Raw genomic sequence first — 16,625 nt, 5'->3', positions numbered from 1 at the left:
TTATCCGTACTCATGGCTGACAGCCCAAGATAGTGGCACTTTGCATTCACCGAGTAAGGCTAAGCACAAGGAATCCAATCCTTGTTTTGCCTGAATTCTGCCAAACTACATCGTTTATCTGTGAACCACGTCACTTAGGCAGGCATAATCGGCCAACGGGCCGTCTCTATAATTGCCTGTCGACTGCCATACAGAACACACTACTAAAAATACGTAAGGCCAGGCAGGCCTCGTAGCTAAAGGGCATAGGGTATGGCTGTAAAATGGGGATTACGGGGTAAGTCTGCGCTCGCAGTTTTGCTGGCCTGTGCAATCGCATTAGTTCCAGCAGCCCTTTTCGGCTGGCGTGCGCTTGGCGACATACGCGGGCATTTTGGCGATGCCTACGCTCGGAACTTCACCCTCCTCCATCGCCAGCAGATCGCCGCACCGTTGAGCCGTGAGTTGGCGCTATCAAAGCGCTTGGCTAACTCCCTAGGCACACGTCAATGGCTGCAAAACGAAGGCAGCTCGGTACAACGAACCCGTTTTTTTGATGAAGCGGAAGGCTTTCGCAGTGATTTTCTGGATAAATCCTACTTCGTCATTGCCGACTCATCACTGCACCTTTATCGCAATGATGAAGGCAGCCCTGTCAGTCAGATTCGCCGTTATACCCTCAGCAAAAACGACCCTAAAGATGCGTGGTACTTTGCCCTGCGTGATGACCCCACGGACTACAGCTTAAGCATTGAGCTCGACGAAAAGCATAATGCCAACAAGATCCGTTTCAACGTGCGTGTTCGCAATGCACAGAACAAACTCCTCGGTATCACTGGCAGCGAATTAAGCCTCAAACCCTTCATCGATGAACTGTTTGCCAGAACTGAACCCGGCATCACGCCCATGCTGTTTAACCACGACGGCATAATTCAGGCGCAACCCACCAACGACACGGCATCAAACGGCACCGATATATTCGAATACCTGAGCAATCGAGACGACCGTCAATTGTTGCGCCAAATGATGCTACAGGCGCAAACCGAGCCCAACCGGGTCAAAACCATGGATGCCATGGTGAAAGGCAAACCGCGGCTATTGGCACTGGCCTACATCGAACCCCTTAAGTGGTATGTCATGACCTCGGTTGACCTCCAGGCCGCCAATGTCGTCGACAGCCGCTGGCTGTGGCTGCTGCTGATCAGTTTTGTCGCCCTGCTGGGTGTGTTGTTGCTGGGGTTCGCCTACGCGGTGGAAAGCCTGGTAGTGAGGCCGATCATGGGGCTACGCCGATCAGCCTTGGCCATTGCTGCGGGCCACTATGAAGAGCCAATGCCCGAGGCCCGCGACGATGAAATTGGCGAGCTGACACAAGCCTTTTCGAGCATGGCTGACCAAGTACGCCAACACACTCGCCAACTTGAAGGCAAAGTCCAGGAGCGCACCCAGGCGCTGGAACAGGCCAACCGGGAGATGGTTGCTGCGCATAAGAAAATTGATGACTCAATCGACTACGCCAGCTTGATCCAGCGCGCAATTCTGCCAGACCGGCAACTTAATGCAGCGCTGGGCCAGCAGCAGTTTGTTCTTTGGCAACCTCGCGATACGGTCGGCGGTGACTTCTATGTCTACCGCGAACACTCCGAAGGCTATCTGCTCGGCGTCTTCGACTGTGCCGGCCATGGTGTGCCAGGCGCATTAATGACCATGCTCGCCCGGGCCGCAATTGACCACGCAATTGGCGTTGCGGGTGCGGATGACCCGGCTGCTATTTTGCGAGAAACCGACCTCGCACTGCGGGGCATGCTCGGAGACGCGCAGCTGTCGCGGGCACTGGCCACCAATACTGATGCAGGTTTGGTCTGGGTTTGCCCTGGCCACAACAAACTATTATTTGCTGGGGCCAAGATTGGGCTGTTTGCAACCGATGGCATGGCCATTGAAGAGTTGCACGGTGGCCGCAGAGCCCTGGGTGACAAGCGCCAAGGTGAATACCAAAACACCGAGCTGACCTTGATGCCCGGCTGGACCTATTACATGTGCACCGACGGCTTCCTCGACCAAGCGGGCGGCGAACACGGATTCGGCTTTGGCAACAGGCGTTTCACCGCTATGCTGAAAAAGCATGCGCAATTACCACTGGCAGAGCAGGCGGCGCTTTTTGCGACAAAACTCGCAGAATACCAAGGCGAACAACCGCAACGCGATGACATAACCGTGCTGTCTTTTCGCGTCGATCAGAACAGCTAACGGGAACATTGAAAAGCTGGGTAGACAGGGGTGGGTCGATAAGCGCCCCTTATGTTCACAAGCACAGACAAGAACAAGGGCGCTTATGGAATCGCTAGACCTACTTGCAATGCGGGAAATCTACAATCGCCAACGGGTGATGCTTTGCTTCAACGGCCCGATATCACGCAGCCTGATCGAAGAGATTGGCAACGCCCTGCGTAATTACATGCAGGCCGAGCAAGCCAAGCCTTCGGCAGCCATGGATGTATTTGCGGTTTACATCGAGATGACGCAAAACATCAGGCATTATGCAACTCAGAAAGGGTTTAGTGACCAAGACGCCTCTGCTACCGTAGCTATTTCGCGGGACGATGAGGGCCGCTATGTAGTATCGGCAGGCAACTTAGTGGCGCATGAAGATGGTCAAGAGCTAGTCGACTTTGTCGCTCGGTTATCTACGCTAGACAAAGCTCAGCTCAAAGTGGCTTATAAAGAGCAACTACGTAAACCGCGTGAAGAAGGCGCCAGTAGTGGCGCTGGCCTTGGTTTGTTGGATATTGCCCGTAAATCCAGCGCGCCAATGCGTACCAGCTTGCGAGAACAAGAAGATGGTAGAGCCTTTTTCAGCCTTAGTGCGGTCATTTAAATAAGGACATTGAGAGTAAAACCATGAGCGAACTAAATATCGCTAGCACACAATCTACACCGGCCATCCAAGGTGACTGGCAAACTGGCGTGCTGGCAATGCAAGGCGATTCCTATCCTGAGAACTCGTTTGAGCTGTACGACCAGGTCATTCAGTGGGTCGAGCGCTTTCTTGAACAAGAACCTCGCCCTCTGGCCCTGCAACTCAAGCTGCTGTACCTCAATACCAGCTCGATCAAAGCCATGATGGACATCTTTGATCTGCTTGAAGATGCGCATAATCAGGGCCGGGAAGTCAGTGTCACCTGGCTCTATGACAGCCGTAATGAGCGGGTTGCAGAACTCGCCGAAGAGTTCCGGGAAGACTGCACATTTGCGTTCACTATCAGCACGTTAGACGAGTAGGATATGAACCGCGAGCGCGACTTAGACACTCTGGTAGAAGGCTTGTTGGCTGACCCTGAATACACGGATCATCCATTAAGAGAAGCCTTGCAGCGTTTGCATCAGCAGAATGTGGAACACCTAGGTCGCATCGAACGCATTGCGCGTATCTCCGATGGCTATCAATCCCTGGCTCGCGAACAGAACCTCTCGCTGTCCGAGCGCTATAACAAGCAGCTGCGTAAGCTAGAAAAAGTCGCCCGTATCTCTGACCGCTATCAACAAATGATGCGCGACCTGAACCTTGCCCTCAAAGAAGCTTCCAACCGTGACCCTTTGACCTCTCTGGCTAACCGCCGGATGCTAATTGAGCGGCTCAAGGAAGAAGTTGCCCGGTCCACTCGTCAGAACAAGACCTTCGTCCTGGCGATGGTTGATGTTGACCACTTCAAACAGATTAACGACACCTGGGGACACGATATCGGTGATCGCATGCTCGAAGAAATCGCCCGGGTTTTGCAGGCCGAGGTTCGCGGCTACGACCTTTGCGGACGCTGGGGCGGTGAGGAGTTTCTGATTTTATTGCCCGACACCGACCTGGTCGCGGCAGAGCAAGTGATCGAGCGCGTGCGCATTGGCCTACGTACGCTGGCAGTACGAGTCAGCACGGAGTTGCTTAGCGTCTCTGCCAGTTTCGGTGTTGCCAAGCATCGGATGGATGAAAGCTACTCACAAACTCTTAACCGAGCTGATGCAGCGCTGTTACAGGCCAAGCGCGATGGCCGCGACCGCTGTATCTACGCAACTGAAGACACTGCCAGCAACCTCTTGCCGACAGCATTGCCGTAACAGTCAACGCATGCTCGGCCGTGCAATCGAAGTCATTAGCGACAAAAGCCCCATGATGACCGCTAAATCTTCGACGAAATCACTCTTTCGGTTAATTTCATAACAGTCTCAGAAAAGTAATCTATACCTAGGGCCTGCTGCCGCGTTCAGGCAACGGTCCTTAGTGTATTGCTGTATCCGCACTGCTCACAAAAATAATAAGGAGCACCTCGGAATGCCTTCTAAGCGTCTGATTAATAGAGTTTTTGCATGCATCATCGGGCTTATGTCGAGCCTCCCCGCTATCACCTTTGCCATGGCGCTAAGCCCTGCTGAGCAAGCTCAGGTGTTTGCCTGTCGCGCAACCAGCAGCTTGCTTTTGTTACGGGGCGAAGGCTTCCAAAAAAACCACCAGCAGCGCCTAGAAAGTGATCTACAAGCTCTAAATGGCGCTATCCAAGGCATTCCACAGCCCAGCGAAAGCCTGATAACCACCCACACCGAACTTGTTACCCAGTTGCGCAACGGTGTTTCGTATGGCCCCAGCGAGGACAATGTGCCCTGGCGTTATCCTCAGGAGCTGAGCAAAGCGCTGCGCGATTTCCTGCACGAAGCCCGGCAAATGCCCCAAGGCAGCGACAACGAACTGCCTGCCGAGGTCGAGTATCTCGCGGTGCAATACCTCAGCCGCGCTTATATCGGCACGTTTGAGATCGCCCGCGAACAGCCCGATACCTATCTGGGTCAAGACGAACGTATTTTGCTGCCAAACATCGACCAGCAACTCAATACGCTAGGTTCAAATGATGACCCGGCGATAAGCAAGCTCAGATCACGCTGGGGATACCTCAAAAGCGCGCTCGCCGACATGAACAGCAAGAGCAACACCCTGCAGAGCGTTTCAGGCAGGCCGTTTGCACCCATTACGGTTGACCGCCACTCACGTACCTTGACGCAAAACTGGATGGACCGGCAACTGGGCAGCAGTGCTGTCGCCGTCCAACAGTAAGGGTTACAAACTGCGAGACCCGGTGCTGTCGATTGTGGAGGATGCCGCTCATGCACCGTAAAATTTAGATCGGCTGCTGGTCGCTCCGGTGCCTTACCGGGCCGGAGCGCTCAACAACTTGTTGTTCGACTTCAGCACGCATCCCGAGCAGGAACGCTGCTTCTGCCACAACAAACAGAGGGCCGACCGCCAAGCCCATGACATCGTCGACGAATGCCGGCTTGCGGCCTTCGTAGTAATGGCCGACGAACTGAATCACCCAGCCGATCACAAACAGACCTACACCTGAACTCAACCACAGCGCTGTGCTTTGTTGCGCCAGCAGCGCTCCAACCCAGATGCAGAGAAACAACCCCACACTCATGGCGAGGCCAAAGCGCAGGTCAAGGCGCAAATAAAACACGGCAGCAGCCAAACTCACCACTGCAGCGCCCGACCACCAAAGCCCGAGCCACTCAACACCGGGGCGCGACAGCAACACTGCCACGGCCAACACAATCATCGGAATACCAACAAAGTGGCTGATGATATTTCGTTGATCACGGTGATAAGCCGCATATTGCGCCAGATGGTCGACCAGGGTTTTCATTATTATTCTCCGCAGTAAGTGCACTCGCTACAGAGATAATAACCAGTCAACGCAGCTTCTCAAGCAGTTGGTAATACCACATGCCAACAGCCAGCATTGGGTTACCGAAAACATCACCCATGGGGACCTTGATGTGCGAGCAACCGGCAAATGTATCGAACTTCTCCAAACTGCCGGTCAGGGCATTGGCCATGACCTCACCCATGATGTGGGTCGTGGCAATACCGTGGCCTGAGTAGCCCTGACAATACCAAACGTTGTCTGAAAGCTTGCCCAACTGAGGAATGCGGTTAATCACGATGCCCATGGCGCAACTCCACTGAAAGTCGATATCAACGCCTTTCAGTTTCGGGAATGTACGTTCAATACCTGGCCGCAACTCGGATGCAATATCACGTGAGTCACGGCCTGAGTAATTGGCGCCACCACCAAACAGCAGACGCTTGTCAGCGGTCAGGCGAAAGTAATCCAGGACAAAGCGGCAGTCATACACAGCCAAATCCTGTGGATTGATTTGCTCCGCCAATTCACCAAGCGGCTCGGTCGTGACGATGCCGCCCATTGCCGGGAAAATCATGCCCTTGAGCTTTTTCGGCTCCAGCTTGTGATACACATCCCCCGCAAGCAGTACTTGCTTGGCATCAATGCGCCCTTTTGCAGTGACCACCGCCGGTTTATCACCATGGATAATTTCGAGCACCTCCGAATGCTCGAAGATCAAAGCGCCAAGGCTCTCAGCAGCTTTCGCCTCCCCAATACACAGATTAAGCGGATGCAGGTGCATGTTGCGCATGTTCTTGATCGCGCCATGGTACAGATTGCTGTCGAGGTGATTGACCATGGCCCTGCGGTCCAACAGCGTCAGCTCATCACCCATTCCACGGCGCACTGCATCATCATAATCTTGCTTCAAGTCATCCATGTGACTCGGCTTGTAGGCCGCATGCAGATGCCCATGCTTGAGATCACAGTTGATCGAATACTTCTCGACACGCTGCTTGATGATCTCGTGACCGCGCCAACGCAAGCCCCATATAAAATCATCAACCTCGCTGCCGAGCTTGTTGCGCATTTGTTTGCGCATAGCCCCATCGCCAGACAGGCTACCGGTGACTTGACCGCCGTTGCGCCCAGTTGCGCCCCAGCCGATTTTCTTGGCTTCAACAATGGCGACTTTCAGCCCGCGCTCAGCCAGTTCAACGGCACTGGCAACGCCAGTAAAGCCGCCGCCGATAATCACCACATCAACACTGACCTGACCTTCCAAGCTTGGATAGTCGGTTTCTTGATTAAGCGTGGCGGTGTAATACGACTTGCAGCGCTCAGCCGCCGGTGTCACAACATCTACATGAGCATTCATAAACAATCCTTTCTAAAACCGTCTGCCAGCAGGCTTCAAGCTGCAGCCAAAATTAAGCGTTGCTGAGGTACCAGCGCCAATCTTGCTCGCCCACTTCGGCCATAAACTGGCGGTATTCTTCGCGCTTAACGGCGAGGTACACATCGAGAAACTCGCCGCCCAACGCCTCACGGGCCCAGCTTGAGTTTTCCAGCGCACGCAGCGATGTAAGCCAGTCAGTGGGTAACAATTCAGTGGCTTGCGCGTAACCATTGCCGGTGACCGGAGCACCCGGATCAAGCTCCTGATGAATGCCGTGATGAATGGCGGCAAGAATTGCTGCAGCGGCCAGATAAGGATTGGCATCAGCGCCGCAGATACGGTGCTCAACGTGACGCGTGTTTGCAGGGCCACCCGGTACGCGCAAACTGACGGTACGGTTATCCACACCCCAGGTCGGCGCTAATGGCGCATAACTATTGGCCTGGAAGCGCCGGTAAGAATTGGCGTTAGGACAGAACAGAAGCAGCGAATCAAGCAAGGCGCTCAACATGCCCGCCACCGACATCGCCAGCAATGGAGTACCCGCCGGATCTTCGCTGGCATATAGGTTATTGCCTTCAGCATCTGCCAGGCTGACATGCATGTGCATGCCGGTTCCAGCCAGGTGGTCATAGGGCTTGGCCATGAAACAGGCCTGCATGCCGTGCTTGTGGGCAACGCCTTTGACGATACGCTTGTAGCGTACCGCTTGGTCCATGGCCTCTAGCGCATCGCCATGCTCCAAGGTGATTTCGACTTGCCCCGGCGCATATTCAGAAATCGCCGTACGCGCGGGAATGCCTTGCGCTTTGCAGGCACTGTAAAGATCCGCCAGAAACGGCTCAATTTGCTCCAACTCACGCAAGCCGTAGACCTGCGTGCTGCGCGGGCGGCTACCATCTGCATCCAGCGCCGGCTGCGGACGACCTTGGGCATCGCGCTTCTGGTCGAGCAAATAGAACTCCAGCTCACAGGCCATGACCGGGTAATAACCGTCTGCTTTCAGGCGATCTATCACCTGCACCAGCAGATGCCGTGGATCGGCGACAGTGGCCGGCAAGCCTTGAGTGGGATGCATACTGACTTGCACTGCAGCAGTTGGGATCTGCCGCCATGGCATAGGCGTTAAGCTGCCAGTCAGCGGATAAGCGCGGCAATCAATATCACCCACTTCCCAGACCAAACCTGAATCCTCAACGTCATCACCGTTCATGGTCAAACCCAGAATGGTGCTCGGCAGTGGCCGCCCTGTCTGGTACACCGCGAGTAACTCATCGCGGTGCAGCAGCTTGCCGCGTGGCACACCGTTAGCGTCAAGAATGAATAGCTCGAACATCTCGATATCAGGATTTTCAACTAGAAATTTTTCAGCTTCTTGCACAGGAGCAAATTGCATGGGATCTCGATAGCGCAGCAGTGCGCATAAATCAGCTGCCAATGGGCCAGCAGAATAAGCAATAGAACAGCAGTACGGTGCAACTGCTGAAGATAGACAACCGAACGATGCGCAAAGAATGCACAGCGATCAGTCAAAGGCGCGGGAAGTTCCATCTGGAGGGCGCGCATGGCGACAGTGCCAAAGCGCCCAGAAGGCCAGAATTTTTGGGAAGAGCGGGTTCACCCGGTTTGCAGCAAAACAAAGCGGTTCCCGTAACAACGGAACTTGGGCGGTTTGGCTGGAAAGAAGCGCTGGCGAACTCATAGCGCTCAAGACTCGCACAGCGCACAATGTTTGTTAAAGAAAAATCTTTACATGTTCAGATTGTTTTTTACTAAACAATCAAGCAATCAGCGTCCCCCACCCCAACAACGCCTTTGGCAAGTGCACAGCGCTACGACGGACGGCGTATTCGTGGTCAGGCTTGGCATTGTCTCAGCCTGAAAATCGGTGCCGACGTATAAAGCTCTGATCAAGGTAATCCTTCCAGCGGCCGTATAGTTGCCCACTCGCACTTAGTCCGCGCCATGCCAGCAAGGCTCCACCGTCGCCTGTGGCCAACAGCGCCAGGCTGTTTTTTTGCGCACGGTAGGGTTTCAACGGTTGGTCGCGCAGAGCGGCCATTAGATTGCTGGCTAATACCGGCCCCTGACGCACGGAGTAAACCCCGCTTTTAAGTGCGCCGGGTAGGCTTGCGCAGTCGCCCACCGCAAAGATATGCGAATGTGAATGACTCTGTAGCGTTGGCAAAATCTGTACAAAGCCGCGTGCGTCGCACTGCAAGCCGCTTTGTTCAAGCCAGGGTAAGGCTTGTGCACCCGTTGCCAGCAACACCCGCTCGCCACGCCACACTATATCGTTCTCGCTGAATAACTGATCGCCGTCTATGCGGCTTACCGGACTGTACTCGCGCACCCTTACCCGGCGTTGGCGCAGCGCACCTATCGCCCGCAAGTGCAGCCCAGGGTTATGCCCCGCGAGCAATTTACCGGCACAAAATAGCGATAATTGCGGGACTTTATCAGCCAAGGCGAGCGCCAGCTCAACGCCGGCAGCCCCACCGCCAATAATGGCCAGCGGCTTTGGCGTCTGCTGCCATCGTTGCCAACCCGATAAGAACTCAGAGAAGGGCTTCACCGCCAAGCAGTCCACGGCATCACCTTGTTGCGGTAAGGGGCTGACCTTGCCACCCACATTGAGCGACAACCAATCGGCAGTTAACTGGCGACCATCGACGAGCTGCACGCTGCGTTGTTCCGCTGAGAACGACGTGGCTTGTGCAACGATCAAGTCAACCTTGGCCGCTCGGCAGATCGGTTGCAGTTCAACAACACAATCCGAGGCGGTGAAGCGCCCCGCCAGCAGACCGGGAAGCATGCCTGAATACCAAGCATTATGATCAGCCGAAACCAAGGCGATACGCCCCGGCGGGCGCTCAAGCATCGCCCAGCGACGCAGCACCCCAAGGTGCGCATGGCCAGCACCTATCAAAATCAAATCATAGTCATTTGTCATGCGAGCGGTTCATCCTTGAGCGTTTCCCGGTATTGGCTCGGGCTTTGTCCAGTCCAGCGTTTGAAGGCGCGACTAAAGCTACTGACATCTGAAAATCCGAGCAAATAGGCCGTCTCACTGATCGAGCAAGCGGCTTCGCTCATATGTCGCAAAGCCAGCGCTTGGCGCGTTTCAGCCAGAACTCGTTCGTAGCTGGTGCCCTCGTCAGCCAAGTGGCGCTGTAGGCTGCGCAAGCTCAGGTGCAAGGCTTGAGCGACGCGCTCCGCCGAAGGCTCACCATCGGGCAGTTGTGTTTGCAGACGGGCGCGCACCTTACGCACCCAGCTAGGGGCCTGCAATTGCTCAAGATTGAGTTTGAGCACCGCCTCATTGTGTTCTGCCAACTCAGGATTACCATCATCAAGCTGTTGCTCAAACGCAGGCTTGGCGAAGCGCAGTAGATTTTCGGCGGCAGAAAATATCAAAGGGGCACGAAATACCGCATGCCAGGGCTGTGGATCTGCTGGCTCTGGGCGCTGCAAGTACACCGCCAATGGCGCAAAGTCGCGGCCCAATCGATTACGACAACTGCGCACGTAGATTGCTGCAAATGCATCCAGCGCTTCGGGCGCGGGCAGTAACTTGCCAGGCGCGTTACGAAAGCGAAACTCATAACAGTCTGCGCATTCGCGCAGCTCTAACTCCATCGCATCGCTGACAACCTGGTGATACCTGACAGTGCGCTCAAACACCTCACGCAGGCTGCAACTAGCCGCCAAGGCATAACCGAGCGCATGGAAGGTTGTCGGGCTGACAAATTGTGAGGTTTTAAGCCCCAGGGCCGGGTCACCACTCGCCACTACTGCCAACTGCCACAGCCGCGTGGTGACCGACAGCGGGCAACGCCCATTGGGATCATCCAATGCCCCGGGCTCAAGCCCTGCTTGCGCACACAGTTGCTCGCTATCGAGGCCAAGGGCATCCAGTTGCTTACGCAGCGCGCGAGTCCAACTGGCTAAGGTCGTCGCTTCATTGGTCATGCAGGTTGGCGTATCCAGTCAACAGGTTGGCGTACTCGGTTGGGCGCAGCCGCAATAAATGGCGCAAGGTTAAAACCACTAAATTTGCTGGATTCACAATAAGTCATTTTTGCGGCTGATGATTAAGAGGATGGGGTGATGTCGAACGATTCTGCAAGTGTTGCGCCGATGAATGATCAGCAGCGATCAGTGCATATTCGCCAAAAAGTTATGGCCCATGGTACTGAGTTACGCCTGCGCTTTCCGATCCTCCTGCACCAAGACGCTTTAGGCGCAGGGATTCTGACCTTCGCGCTGCTCGGTATGATCGGCTCGGCGGCTTTGTATATGAGCGGCTATATGGCGTGGTGGCTGTGCTTGTTACTGAATGCATTTTTTGCATCCTTGAGCCATGAACTTGAGCACGACCTGATTCACTCCATGTATTTTCGCAAACAACGCATTCCTCATAACCTGATGCTGGCACTGGTTTGGCTGGCACGCCCAAGCACGATTAACCCTTGGGTTCGACGGCACTTGCACTTGAATCACCACAAAGTCTCCGGCACCGAACATGACTTGGAAGAGCGCGCCATCACCAACGGTGAACCTTGGGGTTTTGCGCGTTTGCTGATGGTGGGCGATAACGTCATGTCGACCTTAATTCGTGTGCTGCGCGCACCAACAGCGAAGCTACGCTGGCACATGGTAAAGCGCTCCCTGATGGTTTATGCACCGTTGGCGCTGCTCAATTGGAGCGCTTGGTACTTGTTTCTTGGCTTCCATGCTCTTGATCTTCTCAGCAGCGGTTTAGGCGCGCCTATCAACTGGTCGGCCAGCACCTTGCAATTCATGCATGGGGTGGACATTGCAGTGGTGGTATTGGTCGGGCCTAACGTACTGCGCACTTTCTGCCTGCATTTTGTCAGCTCCAACATGCACTATTACGGCGACGTTGAACCGGGTAATGTGATTCAGCAAACTCAGGTACTAAACCCATGGTGGCTGTGGCCGCTGCAAGCATTCTGCTTCAACTTTGGCAGCAGCCATGCGATCCATCATTTCGTGGTCAAAGAGCCCTTTTATATTCGCCAATTGAGCGTGCCTTTCGCCCATAAAGTGATGCGTGACGCGGGTGTACGCTTTAATGACTTTGGCACCTTTAGCCGCGCTAATCGCTGGCAGCGCACCGAGCAGACTCAAGCCAGCGAACAGGCGCAGACGGCATAACGCGTATTGGCGCGGCGGGTAATACCCGCTGCGCACTAGTGCGCTTTCAGGGTTAAGGTCGGCGCTGCAAAATAACTCTCAGCTGAGGCCTCGGTATTATCGCTATCGGCGGCAAACACCACACCGATAATCCGGCGCGGGGCACTGCCAAAAGCGGCTATAGCATCCGCCCGCAGGTCGATTTTCTCGTCCAGCCACTCCTCCAAAGGTGCTTCAGGTCCGCGCAGCACCTTCATCTCAACTTGGTCGGTATAAGCGCTGCGCGCATGGGTGCCCGGCGATTTTTTGTTATCCCATACATAGCTGAGGGTTGCTGCTGGCAAATCTGGGTCATAAAAGGTTCGCGCCAAGCGAACTTTCTGCCGGGTTAGAAAAGGCAGTGTATCCAACGGATAGTCCAGCAATACATAGACCCGTGCGGCGTAATCATCACCGTCTCGGGTGGCAAATTCTGCATTTTTTAAGCGCTTTTCAGTACGCCATTGCCAGCTTAATACCCAGGGTTTGTCGCCAGCCAGATCCAGCGGATGCAGTAAGCCGCCTGCCGCCGCATCCGCCTTAATATGCAATGCCTGACGCCCGTCTTGGGTTTCCAGTGTGCGGGTCGAGGGCTTGAGTTTAGGGATATCGGCTAAACGCCAAGGTGATGACCACTCACCCACTGGCGGGCCAGACGTCCATGCCCGCAAGTGGTTATCTGCCTGACTCTGCGCCGCATAAGCTAAAGGCGTCTGGGTCAATGCGCAGGCAATCAATACACCGCTAAGTGTGATTTTCAACCGCGCCTCCAGCCATGAAATTTCTCAACCCAGCGCAACAGTCGTTGCGGCGCGTGGGCACGCTTCCACTCACCTGCGGCGTATTTATTGGCTTCTGCCAGCGTTGGATAGCTGTGGGTGGTGCCGAGAATCTTGTTCAGCCCTAAGTTGTGCTTCATGGCCAACACATATTCAGCGAGCAACTCACCAGCATGTTCGCCCACAATGCTTACACCCAGGATGCGGTCTTTACCCGGCTCGGTGAGCACTTTGACAAACCCATGTGCCGCTTCATCGGCAATCGCCCGGTCGAGATCATCAATCCCGTAACGGGTGACTTCGTAAGCGACATCTTGCGCCTTGGCTTCAGCCTCGGATAAACCAACCCGAGCAACCTCAGGCGAGGTAAAGGTGCAATACGGAATCACTCTATAATCCACTTTGAATCGCTTAAAGCCGCTAAACAATGCGTTAACTGCTGCGTACCATGCCTGATGCGCCGCCACGTGAGTAAATTGATAAGGCCCGGTTACATCGCCCACCGCGTAGATATTCGGGAAGCGCGTGGCCAGGTATTCGTCAGTTTCCAGCGTGCCATTTTTACGCACCGTTAACTCGAGCTCTTCAGCGCCGTAACCACTGACATTGGCCACCCGCCCCAAAGCCATCAGCAGGCAGTCGAAGGCAATGGTGACCTCTTCATCGGTGTCCATGCGCCGGGCAACCATACGCTGTTCGCCGTCGACCATTTCAAAGCGCTCAGCTTTGTGCAGCAAGCGAACATCCACGCCATCACCACGCAGGCCGTTCAGTACCTGCTCACTGGCATCTGCATCTTCACGGGGCAACAAACGGTCAGCCAACTCAACCTGAATAACTTGGCTGCCCAAACGCTGAAACGCTTGCGCCAGTTCGCAGCCAATGGGGCCACCACCCAGCACCAGCATCCAGCGCGGTTGCTTGCGCAAACCCCAGATGGTGTCAGAGGTGTACATCTGCACCTGATCAAGCCCCGGAATATTCGGCACCAAAGGTCGTGCACCTGCGGCAATAATCAAGCTGCGCGCACTGATCGTTTGACCGTTGACCTCAACCGTCCAAGGCGATGTGATTTTCGCCTCGCCAGTAATCACTTCAACGCCCAAATCGGTGTAGCGCTCAACCGAGTCGTGGGGTTCGATATCACCGATCACCCGCTGCACCCGCTCCATCACTGCCGGGAAATCAATCTCGGCATGGGCCGCGCGAAAACCCAGGGCATCTGCTTTTTTCAGCTCACCCACAAACTTGGCAGAACGCAGCAAAGCTTTCGAGGGTACGCAGCCGGTATTGAGGCAGTCGCCGCCCATTTTGTGTTTTTCAATCAGGCTGACCTTGGCTTTAACCGCGGCGGCAATATAAGCGCTGACCAAACCACCAGATCCTGCGCCCACAACCACTAAATTGCGATCAAAGCTGTCCGGGCGAATCCAGTTTTTGTAGATCCGTCGGGCCTGAATCAAGCCCAGCAACTTACGCGCAATAATTGGGAAAATCCCCAACAGCACAAAGGCACCAATCAAGCCAGGCGAGAGAATCCCGCTCAATGATTCAAGCTGGCCCAGCTCACGCCCCGCATTCACATACACCAGCGTGCCCGGCAGCATACCCAACTGGCTGACCCACCAAAAAGTACGCACAGGCAAGCGTGTCAGGCCCATGGCCAGGTTGATAAGAAAGAACGGAAACAGTGGTACCAGACGCAGTGCAAACAGGTAAAACGCACCTTCTCGTTCCACACCTTGGTCAATACTGGCCAAGCGTTTTCCGAAGCGTTTTTGCACCCAGTCACGCAGCAGGAAGCGGCTGCTAAGCATGGCCAGCGTTGCCCCCATGACCGAGGCAAAGGAAACCAGCAAAAGGCCTTCGCCAAGGCCGAAAAGCGCCCCTCCGAGCAAGGTCATTAGCGCCGCACCCGGCAACGACAAGGCCGTGACCGTGACATAGATGACAAAGAAAACCCCAGCCGCCAACAACGGTTGCGCCGAAACCTGAGCATTTAGCGAGGCTTGCTGAGCTTTAAGGGCCTCCAGATTCAGGTATTGGCCCAAGTCGAAGACAAAGAAGCTGCCAAGCAGCGCCAGAATCACGCCCATTAACAGTATTTTGCGGGTATTCATTCAGTAAGCGCCTCCATGGCGCATAGGCTCTGGCATAAGCTGAAGCCCGTGAGAAGAGCGCTCGAAACCGGGAACAATGCCTGCCCCTGGATGCGTGAGCGATACGACAACTCCGCAGGGCTTGATGGCGGCCACTGGCGGTCGAAGTCACTGATAAATTGTTGATGGTCGTAATTCAACGCCAAGGCTTCGATAAACAAACCGTTGCGTTCGGCGCGATACAACGCAGCCGCATGCGGTGTGGTTGCGATACGCGTAATCACGCCATAACGACCACCGCTGAAGTTCGGCATCCCTGCCGCCCCATTATTGATCAGAGCACCATGTTCCAAGTTAAGGGCAACCGCCGCGCAGCTATGGCTAGTGGCCAAGACCTCGCACTCATGCTGCTGCATCCAGAAATCCAACTCCCGCTGGCGGGCAGGCTCACTCAGTGCCTCGCGCGAACACTGCCAACCGGCCAGCGATTGCTCATCGCCATGGCTAACCGCTACGCGCCGCCCGGCGACCTCAACCACAGCAGTGGTTGGCCGAGCCGCTAATTGCCCGGCTACGCCTGGCAGGCTTTGCACGGTTTGGTTAAGTTGTTGCTGGATGGCGTTAGAGCGCTCAACCACGCTGTCATCAACCGACATCGGGTAAGCGCATCCACAACCTGCACCGCTATCATTTGCGCGACCGAGTTCGGTTTCAACATTGCCACGCAGCAAGGTGTATTCGCGCAAGCCCTGCTCAACCTGCAAGAACACCTGTGGATCACAATCAAACCAGTGCGCATCGCCATTAACGATGACCCGCGCGCTCGACTCCGACTGGACCCGGCGCTGCAACGCGGCCAAGGCCTGACGATTGCCATATAGGCCACCGACCACATACAAGGTATCGCAGCTAAACAGCGGCTGTGCAGCAAACGCATCTGCAGGCAGGCGGTAATCGAGTGGGCAATCGCGACCTGCGCGCATCAGGCTTCGCCGCGGGCCGGGTAGTTGTTGTTAATCACATACTCGACCGCCCCCAATAGCTCGTCAAAATGCGGGCGGGCGAACGGCATGGTGTTAACCGAGGACATATACAGACTGCCATCTGGGCGCACCAAGAACACACCAGGCTCAGCAAATATTTCAGGCTCTTGCGAATCTGGTCTGCCGGCAGAAACGAACAACCCCCAATTACGCGCCGTCTCAATGCTTACTCCGTAACCCAGGGGTACATTGGCGATTGTCCAGCTGGCTTGGGTCTTGGCTGCACGCTCTTGGTCGTCGGTTGACAACGCAATCACCTCCACACCCAGCGCAGCAAAACGCTCAACCAAACCGTTTAACTCTTGCAGCGACTTGCGACACAACGGGCAATGCAACCCACGGTAGAACACCAACAAGGTAAAGTTTTTTGGCGCATTGGCATTCAAGGCCCACTGGCCTTCAGGCATCAGTGCAACACTCAGCGTGGGGACAGGTTGGCGGGGAATCAACTGGCTCAT

The 16,625-nt window shown here is 55.1% G+C and carries 15 protein-coding genes; 6 read left to right on the top strand and 9 right to left on the bottom strand.

Features of this window, described 5'->3' with window-relative positions; genetic code table 11:
* The first annotated feature begins 252 nt into the window (after window positions 1-252).
* From siaA to ACIGCM_RS06370, 5 genes are all read left to right on the top strand, one after another.
* Entirely contained in the window at window positions 253-2,229 is a 1,977-nt protein-coding gene (gene siaA, locus ACIGCM_RS06390) for a biofilm regulation protein phosphatase SiaA (protein WP_397501212.1), read from the top strand.
* 85 nt (window positions 2,230-2,314) lie between these two features.
* Window positions 2,315-2,857, top strand: a complete 543-nt coding sequence (gene siaB, locus ACIGCM_RS06385) for a biofilm regulation protein kinase SiaB (protein ID WP_397501211.1) — start codon at window positions 2,315-2,317, stop codon at window positions 2,855-2,857.
* Window positions 2,858-2,880: 23 nt separating this feature from the next.
* Window positions 2,881-3,261, top strand: coding sequence for a biofilm regulation phosphoprotein SiaC (gene siaC / locus ACIGCM_RS06380; protein ID WP_397501210.1), 381 nt, complete (start codon window positions 2,881-2,883; stop codon window positions 3,259-3,261).
* A gap of 3 nt (window positions 3,262-3,264) precedes the next feature.
* Window positions 3,265-4,089 carry a biofilm regulation diguanylate cyclase SiaD gene (gene siaD, locus ACIGCM_RS06375; protein WP_397501209.1) on the top strand — a complete coding sequence of 275 codons (825 nt, stop codon included), beginning with the start codon at window positions 3,265-3,267 and terminating at the stop codon, window positions 4,087-4,089.
* 214 nt (window positions 4,090-4,303) lie between these two features.
* Window positions 4,304-5,077, top strand: a complete 774-nt coding sequence (locus ACIGCM_RS06370; protein ID WP_397501208.1) for a hypothetical protein — start codon at window positions 4,304-4,306, stop codon at window positions 5,075-5,077.
* 64 nt (window positions 5,078-5,141) lie between these two features.
* Here ACIGCM_RS06370 and ACIGCM_RS06365 read toward each other — a convergent pair whose 3' ends face one another.
* The 5 genes from ACIGCM_RS06365 to ACIGCM_RS06345 all read right to left on the bottom strand — a co-directional run bounded on the left by ACIGCM_RS06365 (window position 5,142) and on the right by ACIGCM_RS06345 (window position 11,019).
* A complete protein-coding gene (locus ACIGCM_RS06365; protein ID WP_397501207.1) occupies window positions 5,142-5,666 on the bottom strand; it encodes a DUF962 domain-containing protein in 525 nt (174 codons plus the stop codon).
* Between the two features lie 46 nt (window positions 5,667-5,712).
* Window positions 5,713-7,026: an NAD(P)/FAD-dependent oxidoreductase gene (locus ACIGCM_RS06360; RefSeq protein ID WP_397501206.1), complete on the bottom strand. Its 1,314-nt coding sequence runs from the start codon at window positions 7,024-7,026 to the stop codon at window positions 5,713-5,715.
* A gap of 52 nt (window positions 7,027-7,078) precedes the next feature.
* Entirely contained in the window at window positions 7,079-8,443 is a 1,365-nt protein-coding gene (locus tag ACIGCM_RS06355; protein WP_397501205.1) for a glutamine synthetase family protein, read from the bottom strand.
* A 477-nt stretch (window positions 8,444-8,920) separates the two neighbouring features.
* On the bottom strand, window positions 8,921-10,000 hold the full coding sequence (locus ACIGCM_RS06350; protein WP_397501204.1) for an FAD-dependent oxidoreductase: 1,080 nt from the start codon (window positions 9,998-10,000) through the stop codon (window positions 8,921-8,923).
* The gene (locus ACIGCM_RS06345; RefSeq protein ID WP_397501203.1) at window positions 9,997-11,019 is read right to left on the bottom strand and encodes an AraC family transcriptional regulator; all 1,023 of its coding nucleotides are present in this window, start codon (window positions 11,017-11,019) and stop codon (window positions 9,997-9,999) included. Before ACIGCM_RS06345 ends, ACIGCM_RS06350 begins: the two co-directional genes overlap by 4 nt.
* A gap of 138 nt (window positions 11,020-11,157) precedes the next feature.
* Between ACIGCM_RS06345 and ACIGCM_RS06340 the strand changes: the two genes are divergently transcribed.
* Window positions 11,158-12,228, top strand: a complete 1,071-nt coding sequence (locus ACIGCM_RS06340; RefSeq protein ID WP_397501202.1) for a fatty acid desaturase — start codon at window positions 11,158-11,160, stop codon at window positions 12,226-12,228.
* 35 nt (window positions 12,229-12,263) lie between these two features.
* On the opposite strand, the gene ACIGCM_RS06335 is transcribed toward ACIGCM_RS06340, so the two are convergent.
* From ACIGCM_RS06335 to ACIGCM_RS06320, 4 genes are read right to left on the bottom strand one after another with little or no spacing between them, the layout of a single operon-like run.
* Window positions 12,264-13,007 (bottom strand): DUF3047 domain-containing protein, encoded by a 744-nt coding sequence (locus ACIGCM_RS06335; protein WP_397501201.1) that lies wholly within the window; start codon window positions 13,005-13,007, stop codon window positions 12,264-12,266.
* Window positions 13,004-15,145: an FAD-dependent oxidoreductase gene (locus ACIGCM_RS06330; RefSeq protein ID WP_397501200.1), complete on the bottom strand. Its 2,142-nt coding sequence runs from the start codon at window positions 15,143-15,145 to the stop codon at window positions 13,004-13,006. The genes ACIGCM_RS06335 and ACIGCM_RS06330 overlap by 4 nt, the downstream gene beginning before the upstream one ends.
* The gene (locus ACIGCM_RS06325; RefSeq protein ID WP_397501199.1) at window positions 15,142-16,107 is read right to left on the bottom strand and encodes a hypothetical protein; all 966 of its coding nucleotides are present in this window, start codon (window positions 16,105-16,107) and stop codon (window positions 15,142-15,144) included. The genes ACIGCM_RS06330 and ACIGCM_RS06325 overlap by 4 nt, the downstream gene beginning before the upstream one ends.
* Window positions 16,107-16,625: a redoxin domain-containing protein gene (locus ACIGCM_RS06320; RefSeq protein WP_397501198.1), complete on the bottom strand. Its 519-nt coding sequence runs from the start codon at window positions 16,623-16,625 to the stop codon at window positions 16,107-16,109. Before ACIGCM_RS06320 ends, ACIGCM_RS06325 begins: the two co-directional genes overlap by 1 nt.

It is taken from the genome of Pseudomonas sp. NPDC078700, from assembly GCF_044542375.1.
Taxonomy (GTDB): domain Bacteria; phylum Pseudomonadota; class Gammaproteobacteria; order Pseudomonadales; family Pseudomonadaceae; genus Aquipseudomonas.
This window is presented reverse-complemented; position numbering and strand designations above follow the sequence as displayed.